Origin of the sequence: Burkholderia sp. SIMBA_051 (assembly GCF_046534915.1) — a bacterium.
GTDB classification, from domain to species: Bacteria; Pseudomonadota; Gammaproteobacteria; order Burkholderiales; family Burkholderiaceae; genus Burkholderia; species Burkholderia ambifaria.
This window is the reverse complement of record NZ_JAWRXS010000002.1, coordinates 694,028-711,073: the sequence shown is the minus strand read 5'-3', so window position 1 is coordinate 711,073 and position 17,046 is coordinate 694,028. Positions and strand designations below refer to the sequence as shown.

At 68.3% G+C, this 17,046-nt stretch carries 14 protein-coding genes; 11 read left to right on the top strand and 3 right to left on the bottom strand.

The window, feature by feature from the left end; genetic code table 11:
* The first annotated feature begins 21 nt into the window (after nucleotides 1–21).
* From SB771_RS07255 to SB771_RS07230, 6 genes are all read left to right on the top strand, one after another.
* Entirely contained in the window at nucleotides 22–1,227 is a 1,206-nt protein-coding gene (locus tag SB771_RS07255) for a CaiB/BaiF CoA transferase family protein (protein ID WP_175662494.1), read from the top strand.
* Nucleotides 1,228–1,321: 94 nt separating this feature from the next.
* On the top strand, nucleotides 1,322–1,627 hold the full coding sequence (locus SB771_RS07250; RefSeq protein ID WP_126228573.1) for a DUF485 domain-containing protein: 306 nt from the start codon (nucleotides 1,322–1,324) through the stop codon (nucleotides 1,625–1,627).
* An 11-nt stretch (nucleotides 1,628–1,638) separates the two neighbouring features.
* Entirely contained in the window at nucleotides 1,639–3,324 is a 1,686-nt protein-coding gene (locus SB771_RS07245; RefSeq protein ID WP_175662495.1) for a cation acetate symporter, read from the top strand.
* Nucleotides 3,325–3,679: 355 nt separating this feature from the next.
* A complete protein-coding gene (locus tag SB771_RS07240) occupies nucleotides 3,680–4,969 on the top strand; it encodes a dicarboxylate/amino acid:cation symporter (protein ID WP_105832961.1) in 1,290 nt (429 codons plus the stop codon).
* A gap of 4 nt (nucleotides 4,970–4,973) precedes the next feature.
* On the top strand, nucleotides 4,974–7,001 hold the full coding sequence (locus SB771_RS07235; RefSeq protein WP_175662496.1) for an ATP-binding protein: 2,028 nt from the start codon (nucleotides 4,974–4,976) through the stop codon (nucleotides 6,999–7,001).
* A gap of 79 nt (nucleotides 7,002–7,080) precedes the next feature.
* Nucleotides 7,081–8,436 (top strand): sigma-54-dependent transcriptional regulator, encoded by a 1,356-nt coding sequence (locus SB771_RS07230; RefSeq protein ID WP_166726279.1) that lies wholly within the window; start codon nucleotides 7,081–7,083, stop codon nucleotides 8,434–8,436.
* 81 nt (nucleotides 8,437–8,517) lie between these two features.
* Here SB771_RS07230 and SB771_RS07225 read toward each other — a convergent pair whose 3' ends face one another.
* Nucleotides 8,518–9,054, bottom strand: a complete 537-nt coding sequence (locus tag SB771_RS07225; protein ID WP_006754800.1) for a TlpA disulfide reductase family protein — start codon at nucleotides 9,052–9,054, stop codon at nucleotides 8,518–8,520.
* A gap of 160 nt (nucleotides 9,055–9,214) precedes the next feature.
* On the opposite strand from SB771_RS07225, the gene SB771_RS07220 reads away from it, so the two are divergent.
* Nucleotides 9,215–9,787 (top strand): hypothetical protein, encoded by a 573-nt coding sequence (locus SB771_RS07220; RefSeq protein ID WP_175662497.1) that lies wholly within the window; start codon nucleotides 9,215–9,217, stop codon nucleotides 9,785–9,787.
* 333 nt (nucleotides 9,788–10,120) lie between these two features.
* On the opposite strand, the gene SB771_RS07215 is transcribed toward SB771_RS07220, so the two are convergent.
* Complete coding sequence (locus SB771_RS07215) at nucleotides 10,121–11,731, bottom strand: YifB family Mg chelatase-like AAA ATPase (RefSeq protein ID WP_175656242.1); 1,611 nt, start codon at nucleotides 11,729–11,731, stop codon at nucleotides 10,121–10,123.
* Between the two features lie 255 nt (nucleotides 11,732–11,986).
* A complete protein-coding gene (locus SB771_RS07210) occupies nucleotides 11,987–12,238 on the bottom strand; it encodes an accessory factor UbiK family protein (RefSeq protein WP_006489451.1) in 252 nt (83 codons plus the stop codon).
* 356 nt (nucleotides 12,239–12,594) lie between these two features.
* On the opposite strand from SB771_RS07210, the gene SB771_RS07205 reads away from it, so the two are divergent.
* The 4 genes from SB771_RS07205 to gshB all read left to right on the top strand — a co-directional run bounded on the left by SB771_RS07205 (nucleotide 12,595) and on the right by gshB (nucleotide 16,984).
* Nucleotides 12,595–12,933 carry a P-II family nitrogen regulator gene (locus tag SB771_RS07205; protein ID WP_006398175.1) on the top strand — a complete coding sequence of 113 codons (339 nt, stop codon included), beginning with the start codon at nucleotides 12,595–12,597 and terminating at the stop codon, nucleotides 12,931–12,933.
* A 33-nt stretch (nucleotides 12,934–12,966) separates the two neighbouring features.
* Nucleotides 12,967–14,469, top strand: a complete 1,503-nt coding sequence (locus SB771_RS07200) for an ammonium transporter (protein WP_175662498.1) — start codon at nucleotides 12,967–12,969, stop codon at nucleotides 14,467–14,469.
* Between the two features lie 243 nt (nucleotides 14,470–14,712).
* On the top strand, nucleotides 14,713–16,002 hold the full coding sequence (gene gshA, locus SB771_RS07195) for a glutamate--cysteine ligase (protein ID WP_006752078.1): 1,290 nt from the start codon (nucleotides 14,713–14,715) through the stop codon (nucleotides 16,000–16,002).
* A gap of 25 nt (nucleotides 16,003–16,027) precedes the next feature.
* The gene (gshB, locus tag SB771_RS07190; RefSeq protein ID WP_165752076.1) at nucleotides 16,028–16,984 is read left to right on the top strand and encodes a glutathione synthase; all 957 of its coding nucleotides are present in this window, start codon (nucleotides 16,028–16,030) and stop codon (nucleotides 16,982–16,984) included.
* Nucleotides 16,985–17,046 lie beyond the last annotated feature (62 nt).

The following is a 17,046-nucleotide window of genomic DNA, read 5'->3' as shown; positions in this document are numbered from 1 at the left end:
ACGCGAATGGAGGAGACAACGATGACGAACGACCCGCGCGCATTGCCGCTGGCCGGCGTGAAGGTGCTCGATTTCTCGCGCGTGCTCGCGGGCCCGTGGAGCGCGATGGTGCTCGCCGATTTCGGCGCGGACGTGATCAAGATCGAGCATCCGGCGCGCGGCGACGACACGCGCGACTGGGGGCTGCGGATCGGCGACACCGAGACGACCTACTTCAACAGCGTGAACCGCAGCAAGCGGTCGATCTGCGTCGACCTGCAGACGGAAGCCGGGCGGCGCATCGCGCGCGAGCTCGCCACGCAGGCCGACGTGCTGATCCACAACTTCAAGGCGGGCGGCGCGGAAAAGCTCGGGCTCGGCTACGACGCGCTGGCCGAGCTGAATCCGCGGCTCGTGCATTGCGCGATCTCGGGCTACGACCGTTCGGGCCCGGAGGCCGCGCGGCCCGGCTATGACCTCGTCGTGCAGGGCGAGGCGGGGCTGATGGCGCTGAACGGCGAGGCCGGCCAGCCGCCGCTGAAGTTCGGCGTCGCGGCGGTCGACCTGTTCACCGGCATGTATTCGGCGCAGGCGATTCTGGCCGCGCTGTACGAGCGCCATGCGACGGGGCGCGGACGGCAAATCGAGATGGCGCTGTTCGACTGCGGGCTGATGATCACCGCGTACTACGGGCTCGACGCGCTGCTGATGGGCGAGGATCCGCCGCGCTACGGCAACGCGCATCCGTCGATCGTGCCGTACGGCGTGTTCGATGCGGCCGACGGCCCGCTCGTGATCACGGTCGGCAACAACACGCAGTTCGCGCGTTTCTGCGACGCGATCGAGCGGCCCGACCTCGCCGCGGACGAACGCTACAGGACCAACCTCGGCCGTTCCGCGAATCGCGCCGAGCTGCTGCCGGAGCTCCGCCGCGAGCTTGCGCGTCGGCCGCGCGCGACGCTGCTCGCGGCGCTTTCCGGCGCGGGCATTCCGTGCGGCGAAGTGCTCGGGCTGCACGACGCGCTGACGTCGGAGCGTGCGACCCGCGCGGGGCTCGTCACGCGGCAGCCGCATCCGGTCGCGGGCGGCGTCGACGTGCTCGCGCCGCCGTACCGCTTCGACGGCGCGCGCCTGCCGGTGCGCGGTGCGCCGCCGGTGCTCGGCGCCGATACGGACGACGTGCTCGGCGGCTGGCTCGGGCTGTCGACGGACGAGCTGGCGCGGCTGCGCGCGGATCGCGTCGTGTAGATCGATTTTTGCCGCCGCGGCGCGGGCGGGGCAGTCGACGCGCCGGCCATCCAACAGACACGCCTCGCGACGACGAGGCGACACTGGAGACACCATGGAGCTTTCCGTCATCGAATCGGTCACGGCGTGCCGTGACTACCAGCAGCTCGTGCGTGCGCGGCGCCGCTTCAGCTTCACGCTGACGGCGCTGATGATCGCCACCTACTACGGCTTCATCCTGCTCGTCGCGCTCGCGCCGCACGTGCTGGCCGCGCCGCTGTACCGCGGCGCGACGACCACGGTCGGGATCGTCGCGGGCGTCGCGATCATCCTGGTCGCGATCGGCCTGACCGCGTGCTACGTGCTGCGCGCGAACCGTGCGTTCGACCGCCGCGTCGCCGCGATCCTGCAGCGTTCCTGATGGAGGCCCCCATGCGACTCACTTCGAGCGCGCTCGGCGCGCTGACCGTTCTCGTTTCCTCCGCCGCGCACGCGACCTCGGTCGCGGGCCCGATGCCCGACAAGGTCGAGCTGAACCCGGTCGCGATCGCGATGTTCTTCGCGTTCGTGTTCGCGACGCTCGCGCTCACGCGCTGGGCCGCGCGCCGCACGCGCTCGACGCGCGACTTCTACACGGCCGGCGGCGGCATCACCGGGCTGCAGAACGGGCTCGCGATCGCGGGCGACTACATGTCGGCCGCGTCGTTCCTCGGGCTCTCGGGGATGGTGTTCATGTTCGGCTTCGACGGGCTGATCTACTCGATCGGCTTCCTGGTCGGCTGGCCGTTCGTGATGTTCCTGATCGCCGAGCCGCTGCGCAATCTCGGCAAGTTCACGTTCGTCGACGTCGTCGCGTACCGCTTCGCGCAGCGGCCGATCCGGCTGCTGACGTCCGCGAACGCGCTGACGATCGTCGTGCTGTACCTGGTCGTGCAGATGGTCGGCGCGGGCAAGCTGATCCAGCTGCTGTTCGGGCTGTCGTACGGCACGGCCGAGCTGATCGTCGGCGTGCTGATGGTCGTCTACGTGTTCTTCGGCGGGATGACCGCGACCACCTGGGTGCAGGTGATCAAGGCCGTGCTGCTGCTGTGCGGCGCGACGCTGCTCGTCTTGCTCGCGCTCGGGGAATTCGGCTTCAGCGTCGACGAGATGTTCCGCCGCGCGGTGGCCGTGCATCCGGGCGCGCTGTCGATCATGGGCCCCGGCAAGCTGATTCGCGATCCGGCCAACGCGCTGTCGCTCGGCATCGCGCTGATGTTCGGCACGGCCGGCTTCCCGCACATCCTGATGCGCTTCTTCACGGTGCCGAACGCGAAGGAGGCGCGCAAGTCGGTGCTGTACGCGACGGGCTTCATCGGCTACTTCTATTTGCTGACCTTCGTGATCGGCTTTTCGGCGATCGTGCTGCTCGCGCAGCATCCGGAATTTTTCCGGCTCGGTGCGAACGGCACGTTCAACCTGACGCACGACCTGCTCGGCGGCTCGAACATGGTCGCGGTGAAGCTCGCGCAGGCGGTCGGCGGCAACTGGTTCTACGGCTTCATCGCGGCCGTCACCTTCGCGACGATCCTCGCGGTGGTCGCCGGGCTGACGCTCGCCGGCGCGACCACGATCTCGCACGACCTGTATGCGCAGATGTGGGCGCGCGGCAAGCCCGACGAGCGGCTGGAAATGCGCATCTCGCGCGCGGCGACGATCGGGTTGTCGGCGATCGCGATTGCGTTGTCGATCCTGTTCGAGCACGTGAACGTCGCGTTCATGGTCGGCCTCGTCGCGGCGGTGGCCGCCAGCGCGAATTTCCCGGTGCTCGCGATGTCGATTTTCTGGCGCGGGATGACGACGCGCGGCGCGGTGCTCGGCGGCGGCCTCGGCCTCGCGTCGGCGGTCGCGCTCACGGTGCTGTCGAAGTCGGTGTGGGTCGACGTGCTGCACCACGCGCATGCGCCGGTGTTCCTCGACAACCCGGCGCTCGTGTCGGTGCCGCTCGCGTTCTTCGGGATCGTCGTCGGCTCGCTCGCGGACCGCGGCGAGCGCGCGCGGCGCGAGCGCGACGCGTTCGCGCAGCAGGAGTTCTACGCGCAGACGGGGGTGCTGGCCAGTCGCGCCGTGCAGCACTGATCCGTCCGACGAATGGGGGAATCCGTCCGGATCGCCGGACGGATATTTTCCGGAAATCCGGAATCCCGGATTTCCTTGCCTGCCGTATTATGAGAAATACAATGAAAACAACGGCTTGAGGGGTTCCGGAAACCTGGCATCGACCTTGCGATATAAACAGCACGGCCGTCCCCCCGGCCTGACTATTAAACCAAGGAGACAATCGATGACCAATGCCTTCCTCCCCTGTCGGATGACTTGAGGCATCGCTTGTTGCGGCACGGCAGCCGCGCGGGCGAATGGCTCTTTCCCCCTGACATTCGCCTGCGCGCGTGACGCCGTTTCCACCGGCTCATCTACTTCAGCAGGAACCATCGTGAAGAAGAAACCCTTCTACAAAGTGCTCTATGTGCAGGTGATTTTCGCCATCATCGTCGGCGTGATCCTCGGCCACTTCTACCCGGCGCTCGCCACCGACATGAAACCGCTCGGCGACGGCTTCATCAAGCTGATCAAGATGGTGATCGGGCCGATCATCTTCTGTACGGTCGTTACCGGCATCGCCGGCATGGAGGACATGAAGAAGGTCGGCCGCGTGGGCGGCAAGGCGCTGCTGTACTTCGAGGTCGTGTCGACCTTCGCGCTGCTGCTCGGCCTGGCGGCCACGCACATCCTGCGTCCGGGCGTCGGCTTCAACATCGATCCGGCGACGCTCGACGGCAAGGCCGTCGCATCGTACGCGGCGAAGGCGCACGGTCAGTCGACGGTCGACTTCCTGCTGCACATCATCCCTAACACGATGGTCGATGCGTTCGCGCAGGGCGAAATCCTGCAGATCCTGCTGATCGCGCTGCTGTTCGGCAGCGTGCTCGCGCACCTCGGCGAGCGCGGCAAGGTCGTCACCGACTTCATCGACGGTCTCACGCGCGTGCTGTTCGGCATCGTGCACATCGTCACGAAGCTGGCGCCGATCGGCGCGTTCGGCGCGATGGCGTTCACGATCGGCAAGTACGGCGTCGGCTCGCTGGTGCCGCTGCTCAAGCTGATCGGCACGTTCTACCTGACGTCGATCGTGTTCGTGCTGGTCGTGCTCGGCACGATCGCGCGCGTCACGGGCTTCTCGATCATCCGCTTCGTGTCCTACATCAAGGAAGAGCTGCTGATCGTGCTCGGCACGAGCTCGTCGGAAGCCGCGCTGCCGCAGCTGATGGAAAAGCTCGAGAAGGCCGGCTGCTCGCGTTCGGTCGTCGGCCTCGTCGTGCCGACCGGGTACTCGTTCAACCTCGACGGCACCAACATCTACATGACGATGGCCGTGCTGTTCATCGCGCAGGCGACCAACATCGAACTGACGTGGATGCAGCAGCTCACGCTGCTCGCGGTCGCGATGCTGACGTCGAAGGGCGCGAGCGGCGTCACGGGCGCGGGCTTCATCACGCTCGCCGCGACGCTCGCCGTCGTGCCGACGATCCCGCTGTCGGGCATGGTGCTGATCCTCGGCATCGACCGCTTCATGAGCGAATGCCGTGCGCTGACCAACATCGTCGGCAACGGTGTCGCAACGGTGGTCGTGTCGGCGTGGGAGAAGGAGCTCGACCGCAACAAGCTGCGTCAGGCGCTGAGCGGCGGCGGCGAAGTCAAGACGACCGAGGCGGCCGGCGTCTGACACCATGAACGAGCAGGCGGCGGTTGCGCCCGCGGCCGCCGCGCCGCGCGGCGGCCGGGGCGGCCAGGGCGGCCAGGGCGGTGATGTGGAGCCCTATGACACAATAGGCGATCCGCATCGCCAGGAAGTCACGTCCGTGAAGCGCCGCCTGCTCATCCTCGTCGTGCTTGCCGTCGCGCTCGCGGTGGCGTGCGCGCTGACGTGGACCATCACGTGGCGGCGCGGCGTCGCCGAGCTGCAGCGCAACGCCGCGGTGCGGGTCGATCGCACCACCAACGCGCTCAAGAGCACGCTCGACCGCTACGAATCGCTGCCTTATCTGCTCGGCAGCCATCCGTACGTGCAGGACCTGCTCGCCGAGCCGAAGCGCGCCGATTTCACCGGGCGCGCGAACCGCTATCTCGAAGACCTCAACGAACACGCGCACGCGACCGTCACCTACGTGGTCGGCGCGGACGGCCTGTGCGTCGCCGCCAGCAACTGGCGCGCACCCGACAGCTTCGTCGGGATCGAATACCGCTTCCGTCCTTATTTCATCGACGCAATGAACGGCCGGGTCGGCCGCTTCTTCGGGATCGGCACGATCTCGCGCGACCCCGGCTACTACATCTCGCAGCCGGTGTGGCGCGACGGCAAGATCGCGGGTGTCGTCGTCGTGAAACTCAATCTCGAATGGTTCCAGGGCGCCGACGCGTCCGAACCGCTCGTCGTCGCGGACGATCACGGCGTCGTGTTTCTCTCGTCCGTGCCCGCATGGAAATACCACACGCTGCATCCGTTGACGGGGCCCGTCGCCGCGTCGATCTACGAGACGCGCCAGTACGCGCAGCAGCCCGTCACGCCGCTGCCGCTGCGCGTCGAGCAGGTGCTCGGCGCGGACGCGGAGATCGTGCGCCTCGGCCCCGGCCTGCGCGCACCGCGCTTTCTAGCCAGCAAGCGGCGGATCGGCGAACCCGACTGGCTGCTCGTCACGCTCGCGCCGATCGCACCGATCGACGCCGATGCGCGCAACGCGACCATCGTCACGGGCTTCGGCTTCGTGTCGGTGGCGTTGCTCGCGTTCTACTGGCGCATGCGCCGCGCGCGCGTGCGCGAGATGATCCGCGGCCGCGCGCTGCTGCAGCAGGCGTATGCGGAGCTGAACCGGCGCGTCGAGGAACGCACGGCCGATCTGTCAGAGGCGAACGAGCAGTTGCAGAAGGAAGTCGGCGACCGGATCCGCGCGGAACAGGAATTGCGCGCCGCGCACGACGAACTGATCCAGGCGAGCAAGCTCGCCGCGCTCGGCCAGATGGCGGCCGGCATCACGCATGAACTGAACCAGCCGCTCGCGGCATTGCGCAGCTTCTCCGACAACACGCGCGTGCTGCTCGATCGCGGCGAGCAGGCGGCCGCGCGCGAGAACCTCGAGGCGATCGCCGCGCTGACCGAGCGGATGGGCAAGATCACCAACCAGCTGAAGCTGTTCGTCGGCCGCGCGAAGCCGCGCAACGAACAGGCGCTCGTCGTGCGCGCGCTGCGCAGCGTGCTGTCGCTGCTCGGCGAGCGGCTGCGCGGCGTCGCGCTCACGCTGACGCTGCAGGATGCGACCATGTCGCCCGCGCAGGATGCGCCGCTCGACCTCGCGCGCGATTATCCGGACCTCGTCGCCCGCTGCGAGGACTTGCGCCTCGAACAGGTGCTGATCAACCTGCTCGGCAACGCGCTCGACGCGGTCGCGGGTGTCGCCGCGCCGGCGATCGAAGTGACGATCGCGGTGTCGGTCGCGACGCTGGCGGTCGAGGTGCGCGACAACGGCCCGGGCATCGCGCCCGACCTGCTGCCGCGCTTGTTCGAACCGTTCTTCACGACCAAGGAAATGGGGCGCGGGCTCGGGCTCGGCCTCGCGATCTCGTCGTCGATCGCGAGCGACGCGGGCGGCGCGCTGACCGCGCGCAACGCGCCGTCCGGCGGCGCGCTGTTCGTCTTGACGCTGCGGCGCACGCGCACGCATCATCCGGACTCCCTGTCCGAGCCGGCGGGCTCGCGCTAGGGCCCGTTCGCCGCACGACCGGCATCACCGAGAGCCGCGCGCCTCCCGCCGCGCGGCGTGTCAGGAGCAAGTGACTACGATGGCCAACCGGCTGCAAGTGATCTATATCGAAGACGATGCGCTCGTTCGCCGGGCGAGCGTGCAGAGCCTCCAGCTCGCGGGGTTCGACGTCGTCGGGTTCGAATCGGCCGAGGCGGCCGACAAGGCGATCGTCGCGGAAACCGCCGGCGTGATCGTCAGCGACATCCGGCTGCCCGGCGCGAGCGGGCTCGACCTGCTCGCGCAGTGCCGCGAGCGCGTGCCCGACGTGCCGGTGATCCTCGTCACCGGCCACGGCGACATCTCGATGGCCGTGCAGGCGATGCGCGACGGCGCGTACGACTTCATCGAAAAGCCGTTCGCGGCCGAACGGCTGATCGAGACCGTGCGCCGCGCGCTGGAGCGGCGCGAACTCGTGCTCGAGAACCATGCGCTGCGGCGCGAGCTGGCCGGGCAGAACATCGTCGCGCCGCGCATCATCGGCCGCAGCCCGGCGATCGAGCAGGTGCGCAAGCTGATCGCGAACGTCGCGCCCACCGACGCCTCGGTGCTGATCAACGGCGACACGGGCGCCGGCAAGGAGCTGATCGCGCGCAGCCTGCACGAGCTGTCGCCGCGGCGCGACAAGCCGTTCATCGCGGTGAACTGCGGCGCGCTGCCCGAGCCGATGTTCGAGTCGGAGATGTTCGGCTACGAGCCCGGCGCATTCACGGGTGCCGCGAAGCGCCGCGTCGGCAAGCTCGAATATGCGTCCGGCGGCACGCTGTTCCTCGACGAAATCGAAAGCATGCCGCTCGCGCTGCAGGTGAAGCTGCTGCGCGTGCTGCAGGACGGCGTGCTCGAGCGGCTCGGCTCGAACCAGCCGATCCGCGTGAACTGCCGCGTCGTCGCGGCCGCGAAGGGCGACATGAGCGAGCTCGTCGCCGCCGGCACGTTCCGGCGCGACCTGCTGTACCGGCTCAACGTCGTGACGATCGCGTTGCCGCCGCTCGCGGAGCGCCGCGAGGACATCGTGCCGCTGTTCGAGCATTTCATGTTGGACGCGGCCGTGCGCTACGGGCGGCCGGCCCCGGTGCTGACCGACCGGCAGCGCGCGAGCCTGATGCAGCGCGACTGGCCCGGCAACGTGCGCGAGCTGCGCAACGCGGCGGACCGCTTCGTGCTCGGCGTCGCCGACATGCCGCAGGAAGCGGGCGCGAACGGCGACGATGCCGAGAGCGACCAGACGCTGAAGGAGCGCATCGAGCAGTTCGAGCGCGCGGTGATTGCGCAGGCGCTGAACCAGACGGGCGGCGCGGTCGCCGCGACGGCCGACCGGCTGCATGTCGGCAAGGCGACGCTGTACGAGAAGATGAAGCGCTACGGGCTGTCGGCGAAAGGCGAAACCGAGCGCTGAAAAACGAACGGACCGCAGGGCGGTCCGTTGTGCGGAGCAGGGCTGCGTGCGCCCTGCGAGCGGGGAATCCCGTGGCGGCGCTCAGGCCGCGTTGCCGTCGAGCGCCTTCTTGAGCAGTGCGTCGAGTTCCGCGAACTGCGGTGCGCCGACGTAGCGCTTCAGGATCTTGCCGTTCTTGTCGACGACGAAGGTCGTCGGCGTGAGCTGCACGTTGCCGAACTGCTTCGCGACGCTGCCGTCGTCGAGCGCGACCTTGAACGGCAGCTGGCGCGTCTGCGCATAGTTCGCGACGTACATCGGCGGATCGTAGTTCATCGCCACCGCGACGAATTCCAGCCCCTGACCCTTGAAGCGATTGTAGGTCTCGACCATCTGCGGCATTTCCTGCATGCAGGTCGCGCAGCTCGTCGCCCAGAAATTGACGAGATAGACCTTCCCCTTCAGGTCGCCGGCCGTCGACACCTTCTGGCCCGACAGCAGCGTGAACGTGGCGTCCGGCACGCTGGACTTGCCGTTGAACGCAAAGAAGCCGGCAACGGCGATGGCCGCGACGACGACCGCCGCCACGATATAGCGGGCGGGGCCGGTGCGGCGCTGGGCGGGAGGCGTGGTGTTCATCTGGTGCTCTCGGAGTCGGTCGATGACGCGGATCGATGCAAAGGACGTCGAAATTCGGCGCTCATTTTAGCGCGAATGCGCGGCACGCACCGGCGGCGGCCACGGATCCGCGGTGTCAGCCTTCGCGGATAATGAGCGTTTTGCCTGCTCGATCCCTGCCATGCCGAAGGAAGTCATCGATTCGTTGCGCCCCCTTTTTCGTCCGCTGCGACACTTCGCCGCGCTCGCGTGCGTGAGCGCCGCGCTGGCCGCGTGCTCGCCCTCCTATGACTGGCGCACGCTGCACAACGACGCCGGCTATACGATCGACCTGCCGGCGAAGCCGACCGTCGAGGACCACCCGATAGCGGTGGGCGGCGCATCGATGCCGATGCGGATGCAGGCCGCGCACGTCGACGGGGCGGTATTCGCGGTCGGCACGCTGACGCTGCCGGACGACCGCGACGACACGCGCCGCGCGGCGCTCGAATTCCTGCGCGCGGGGCTGTCGCGCAATCTCGAAGGCGCGCCGCAGACGGCCTCGGTGCCGGTGCCGCTCGCGGCTGGCGGCGCGGTGAACGCGATCGAGCTGCGGGTCGCGGGCGCGGCGCCCGGCGGCGACCACGCGCACAAGATGATCGTCGCGCGGCTCGTGGTGCGTGGCCGGCATGCGTATCAGGCCGTCGTGATCGCCGACGGGCCGCTCGCGCAGGAACAGCTCGACCAGTTTTTCGGCTCGTTCAAACTGGACTGACACCGGCCGGCGAGGGCGCTCTGACACGTTGTGACAACTGAAAGTTCGTTCGCAGCTTTCGACGCTAATCTCCGGATTTTGCGGGGATTTTTCAGCTATCCACAGCGCATGTGGATAACTTTGTTGAAAAGTCGGGCGAATCTTGCGCAAAGCCGCACCAGACGGCCTTCCGGTGCATTTCACAACTTCGGTGCCATTTGAGAAAAATCAATGGAAACAAGGGGATACGTATTTCGCGATAGCAAGCCGCTCGCGAGCGGCGATCCGGGGCCAGATTCGCTAAATTGTGCATAAGTCAAGTCTTGACAGCCGGATTTTGTCCCCCGAGGGCGCTCACAGCGCCGTGAGCGCGCGCCGGTAGCGGATCGCCTCGGCGATCTGCGCGGCCGTCGGCAACGGGTCGCCGGCCAGGTCGGCGATCGTCCGCGCGACCTTCAGCACGCGGAAATACGCGCGCGCCGACCAGCCGAAGCGCTCGCCGGCCTCGCGCAGCAGCCGCTCGCCGTCGTCGGTCGGGCGGCACAGGTCGTCGGTCTCGCGACCGCTCAGCATGTGATTCGTCTTGCCCTGCCGTTCGAACTGCAGCGCGCGCGCCTGGGCGACCCGTGCGGCGACCGTGGCGCTCGATTCGCCGTGCGCGGTCGCGCGCGCGGCGAGTTCGGCCGGTGACAGCGCGGGCAGGTCGATCTGGATGTCGATCCGGTCGAGCAGCGGCCCCGACAGCTTGCGCAGGTAGCGTGAGGCGACGTCCGGCGAGCAGCGGCAGCGCCCGGACGGATCGCCGTGCCAGCCGCACGGGCACGGATTCATCGCGGCGATCAGCTGGCACGCGGCGGGGAAATCGGCCTGCTGCGCCGCGCGCGAGATCGTGATGCGGCCGACTTCCAGCGGCTCGCGCAGCATTTCCAGCACGTGCCGGTCGAATTCGGGCAGCTCGTCGAGAAACAGCACGCCGAGGTGCGCGAGCGTGATCTCGCCCGGCTGCGGCGGATTGCGGCCGCCAACCAATGCAGCGGCGCTCGACGAATGATGCGGCGAGCGGAACGGCCGCCGCCGCCACTGCGCGGGCGAGAAGCCGAGGCGGCTCGCGGAAAGGAGCGCGGCCGACGTCAGTGCCTCGTCGTCGGTCAGCGGCGGCAGGAGGCCCGGCAGCCGCGCGGCCAGCATCGACTTGCCGGCGCCGGGCGGCCCGATCATCAGCATGTGGTGCCCGCCCGCGGCGGCCACTTCGAGCGCGCGCCGGGCGCCGCGCTGGCCGATGACGTCCGCCAGATCGGGGGCGGCCGGCGCCGGCTCGCCGTCGAGGCAGGGCGCCGCGACCGGCGCGAGCCGCGCGTCCGGCGCACCGGCGAGGTGCGCGCACAGCGCGGGCAGGTCGGGCGCGCCGAACACCGTGACGCCCGGCACGAGCGCGGCCTCGGCGGCGCTGTCGAGCGGCAGGTACAGCTCGGGCGGGCGCGACGCGGCCGGCGGGCCGGCCGCTGGGTCGGACATCGCGCCGGGCCGCGCGCCGGAACCGACGCTTGATCCGGTGTCTCCCGCGCGCCAGTCGCGTGCCGCGCCGCACGCCATCGCGAACGCGCCGCGCATCGGCCGCAGCGCGCCGGTCAGCGACAGCTCGCCCGCGAATTCGCGGCCGGCCAGCGCGTCGGCCGGGATCTGGCCGTTCGCGGCGAGGATGCCGAGCGCGATCGGCAGGTCGAAGCGGCCGGACTCCTTCGGCAGGTCGGCCGGTGCGAGGTTGACCGTGATGCGGCGCACGGGGAATTCGAATCCGCAGTTCTGCAGCGCGGCGCGCACGCGCTCGCGGCTTTCGCGGACTTCGAGATCGGGCAGGCCGACGATCGAGAACGACGGCAACCCGTTGGCAAGATGGACTTCGACGGTGACGTCCGGCGCGCGGCCGGCCGCCGGCGCGCGACTGCGCACCACGGCGAGCGACATGGCGAGGCTCCTGTAAATGAATCGGCCGGGCAACGGCCGTTCAGGGCCGCGTGCCGCGGGAATCGGAGGAATCGGTGCGCGCTTGCCGGCGTGGCGCGAGAAAGAACGAGGAACGACTAACTGCGAAGAGCGAGGAACAGCGAAGAGCGGGGGGACTGCGAAGAACGACGAAACGGCTTGCTGACTGGCCGACTGGCGGGGGCAGGCGCGGGCCGCACGAGGCGGCCCGCGCCCGGACCGGTCGGTCAGGGGGCGTCAGGCCTGGGGCGCTGCGAGCTTCTGCTCGAGTTCCGCGACGCGCTTTTCGAGTTCCTCGAGACGCACGCGGGTGCGGGCGAGCACCTGTGCTTGCGTGTCGAACTCCTCGCGCGTGACGAGATCGAGCTTCGAGAAGCCTTGCGACAGCATGGCCTTCACGTTGCGCTCGACATCCTTGGCCGGCGAGTTTTTCAGCAGATCGCTGACGCGCGACTGCAGGTCGTTGAAAACATCGCTGGGTTGCTTCATGAGATATCCCTTCCTTGCACAAAAAATGTGCATCTTCAGTTGCGTACGTGCCCATGATGCACGCATGACCGGAAATGGTGCGCCGCTGGCGCGAATTCCGGGCATGGCGCCCGCATGGGTGAATGGCCCGGTGAACCGGGACGTGCGTGCACTCTAGCAACGATCCTTTCGACGCGCCAGCAAACCGGGCCCACGTTGACCGTTCGGCCGGGCTTCCCCACCTTTCAACGGGTGATGCGCCCCCCTTTCGGAGCCGTTCGAGACGGTCCTCGCGCAAACATGGCATGCGAGTTGCTGGGAAGAGACCGTCACACCATTCCAACCAATTCGACGGGACCACCCAGCGAGAGGACTTCATGAAACTGATTACCGCAATCATCAAGCCGTTCAAGCTCGATGAGACGCGCGAAGCGCTCTCCGCGCTCGGCGTCTCGGGCATCACGGTGACGGAGGTGAAGGGCTTCGGGCGCCAGAAAGGGCACACCGAGCTGTACCGCGGCGCCGAATACGTGGTCGACTTCCTGCCGAAGATGAAGATCGAGGCGGCCGTGTCCGACGATCTCGTCGACCAGGCGGTGGAAGCGATCGAGCGGGCCGCGCGCACCGGCAAGATCGGCGACGGGAAGATCTTCGTCACGCCGATCGAGCAAGTGATCCGGATCCGGACCGGGGAGACCGGCGCAGACGCGCTGTAACAGACAAAGACAAGCAACAAGAGGAAACCCGAGATGCGCAAACTTCTGATGTCCCTGCTGATGGCAGGCTCGCTGATCGCGGCCGGTGTCGGCCCCGCGCTCGCGGACGACGCGGCTTCGGCCGCGTCCGCGCCCGCCGCAACGGCGTCCGATGCAACGGCAGCCGCTTCGGCCGCTGCGGCCCCGGCCGCCACCGAGGCATCGGCGCCTGCCGCTGCCGCCGCCCCCGCGTCGGCCGCCGACGCATCGGCTGCCGCGGCTGCGTCCGCGCCGGCTGCCCCCGCCGCGCCGACCGCGCCGTTCTCCGTCGATTCGTCGAAGATCAGCGCGGGCGACACCGCGTGGATGCTGACGTCCACCGCGCTCGTGCTGTTCATGACGATCCCCGGCCTCGCGCTGTTCTACGCGGGCATGGTCCGCAAGAAGAACGTGCTCGCGACCGTGATGCAGAGCTTCGCGATCACCGCGCTGATCACGGTGCTGTGGACGGTGGTCGGCTACAGCCTCGCGTTCACGCCGGGCAACGGCTTCATCGGCGGCCTGTCGCGCGTGTTCCTGCACGGGATGACCTACGTGAAGGGCGACAAGGCGACCACGCTGACCGTCAGCCACCTGGCGACGACGATTCCGGAATCGGTCTACTTCGTCTACCAGATGACGTTCGCGATCATCACGCCGGCGCTGATCTGCGGCGCGTTCGCCGACCGGATGAAGTTCTCGGCGATGCTCGTGTTCATGACGCTCTGGTCGCTGATCGTCTACGTGCCGATCGCGCACATGGTGTGGGAGCCGACCGGCTGGCTGTCGGCGGACGGCGTGCTCGACTTCGCGGGCGGCACGGTGGTGCACATCAACGCCGGTATCGCGGGCCTCGTGTCGTGCCTGATGCTCGGCAAGCGCGTCGGCTTCGGCCGTGAATCGATGGCGCCGCACAACCTCGTGCTGACGATGATCGGCGGCTCGATGCTGTGGGTCGGCTGGTTCGGCTTCAACGCGGGTTCCGCGGTCGCGGCCGACGGCCGTGCCGGCTTCGCGATGCTGACGACGCAAATCGCGACGGCCTGCGCGGCGCTCGGCTGGATGTTCGCCGAGTGGCTCACGCACGGCAAGCCGTCGGTGCTCGGCATCGTGTCGGGTGCGGTCGCGGGTCTCGTCGCGATCACGCCGGCGGCCGGCTTCGTCGGTGTGCCGGGTGCGCTCGTGATCGGCATCGCCGCCGGCGTCGTGTGCTACTGGTCGGCGACGTGGCTCAAGTCGAAGCTCGGCTACGACGATTCGCTCGACGCGTTCGGCGTGCACGGCGTGGGCGGGGTGCTCGGCGCACTGCTGACCGGCGTGTTCGCGGTGAAGGACATCGGCGGTTTCGACGGCAGCCTGCTGCTGCAGGCGAAGGGCGTGCTGATCACGCTGGTGTACAGCGGCGTGCTGAGCTTCGTGCTGCTGAAGCTGATCGACCTGACGATCGGCCTGCGCGTGAGCGAAGAGGAAGAGCGCGAAGGCCTCGACGTGGTGCTGCACGGCGAGCACGTCGAATAAGTCGTACGGATGACGGCGGGCCGCCGCGCAGACGGCGCCCGCCACGAATGAGCGCAGCGACTTCGGCCCGCCCACCCGGCGGGCGTTTTTTTCTCCTGCGTCGTGCCGCCGCAGCGCATAACCCTTCGACCTATCGGGTCAATAGCCGAAAACTTCCTCCAAATCCTTGTGAAGCCGGGAACAATCCCCAAATGGGCAAAGCAATTGCTCTACAATCTTCATTCTCCCGCTCGCGAGTGATTCATGGTTCCCCACCTCGTTACCGCGTTGAACGGTCCGCTGCTCGAACTCGAGCAGAAGATCCTCGACGCGACGCCTGCGATCGAACGCTGGTTCAGGCTCGAATGGCAGGAACACACCCCGCCGTTCTATTGTTCGGTGGACCTGCGCAACGCCGGCTTCAAGCTGGCGCCCGTCGACGCGAACCTGTTCCCCGGCGCATTCAATAATCTGCCGTCCGAAGTGCTGCCGCTCGCCGTCCAGGCCGCGATGGCCGCGATCGAGAAGATCTGCCCGGACGCGAAGAACCTGCTCGTGATTCCCGAGCTGCCGACCCGCAACGCGTTCTACCTCGAAAATGTCGCGCGGCTCGCGACGATCATGCGCCAGGCCGGCCTGAACGTGCGTTTCGGCTCGCTCGATCCGAGCATCACCGACATGACGCCGATCACGCTGGCCGACGGCCAGAAGATCGTGCTCGAACCGCTCGAGCGTTCGCAGCGCCGCCTCGGCCTGAAGAATTTCGATCCGTGCTCGATCCTTCTGAACAACGACCTGTCGGCCGGGATCCCCGCCGTGCTGGAAAACCTGCACGAGCAGTATCTGCTGCCGCCGCTGCACGCGGGCTGGGCCGTGCGCCGCAAGTCGACGCACTTCTCGTGCTACGACGACGTCGCGAAGAAGTTCGCGAAGATGGTCGGCGTCGATCCGTGGATGGTGAATCCGTATTTCGCGCACGTCGAAGGCGTCGACTGGCAGGCGCATGAAGGCGAGCAGGCGCTCGCCGACGCGATCGACGGCGTGCTGAAGAAGATCGCGCGCAAGTACCGCGAATACGGGATCAGCGAAAAGCCGTACGTCGTCGTGAAGGCCGACGCGGGCACCGCCGGGCGCGGCGTGATGACCGTGCACGATGCGGCCGAGATCGGCCGCATGTCGAAGGCCGAGCGTACGCAGATGGCCGAGTCGAAGGCCGGCCTCGCGGTGCGCGACGTGATCGTGCAGGAAGGCGTCTATACGTTCGAGCGCGTCGGCGACGAAGTCGCGGAGCCGGTCGTGTACATGATCGACCGCTACGTGGTCGGCGGCTTCTACCGCACGCACGGCGGCCGCGAGCGCGACCAGAACCTGAACGCGCCGGGCATGCACTACGTGCCGCTCGGCTTCGAGCACACCGCGCTGCCGGATGCCGGCGCCAAGCCGGGCGCCGCGCCGCCGAACCGTTTCTACATGTACGGCGTCGTCGCGCGCCTGTCGCTGATCGCGTCGTCGATCGAACTGGAAAAGACCGATCCCGAAGCCATCCAGGTGTAACGGCTTCGCTACGTACAGGACCCGCATGGACATTCTCTTTATCGCCGACCCGCTCGAGCGCTTCAAGATCTACAAGGATTCGACCTACGCGATGATGGCGGAGGCCGCGCGGCGCGGGCATGCGGTGTACACATGCCAGCCGCACCAGCTCGCATGGACGGGCTCGGGCGTCGAGGCGGACGTGCAGCGCGTGACGATCGTCGGCGACACGGCCGACCTGCATCGCCATCCGTGGTACGAGGCAGGCGCCCACGAATCGCGTCAGATGACGTCGTTCGGCGCGGTGCTGATGCGCAAGGATCCGCCGTTCGACATGGAGTACGTGACGGCGACCTGGATGCTCGAGCTGGCCGAGCGGGCAGGCGCACGCGTGTTCAACAAGCCTCAGTCGATCCGCGATCACTCGGAGAAGCTCGCGATCGGCGAGTTTCCGCAGTTCGTCGCGCCGACGCTCGTCACGCGCGACGCCGCGCGCTTGCGTGCGTTCCACGCCGCGCACGGCGACGTGATCGTGAAGCCGCTCGACGGGATGGGCGGGATGGGCGTGTTCCGCGTGAAGGCCGACGGGATGAATCTCGGCGCCATCATCGAGATGCTCGGCCATGACGGCACGCGCTCGCTGATGATTCAGAAGTTCATCCCCGAGATCACGGCCGGCGACAAGCGCATCCTGCTGATCGCGGGCGAGCCGGTGCCGTATTCGCTCGCGCGGATCCCGCAGGGCAGCGAGGTGCGCGGCAATCTCGCCGCGGGCGGGCTGGGCGTCGCGCAGCCGCTGACGCCGCACGACCGCGAGATCGCCGAGACGCTCGGGCCGGTGCTCGCCGCGCGCGGGCTGCTGCTGGTCGGGCTCGACGCGATCGGCGACTGGCTGACCGAGGTGAACGTGACGAGCCCGACGTGCTTCCGCGAAATCATGGAGCAGACGGGTTTCGACGTCGCCGCGATGTTCATCGACGCGCTGGAGCGGGCGGCCGCGTAGCCCGCTTCGCGCGCAATTCCGGCGGCGGCCGCGCAGGCCCCCCGTCGCCGGAGCCGTTCGAC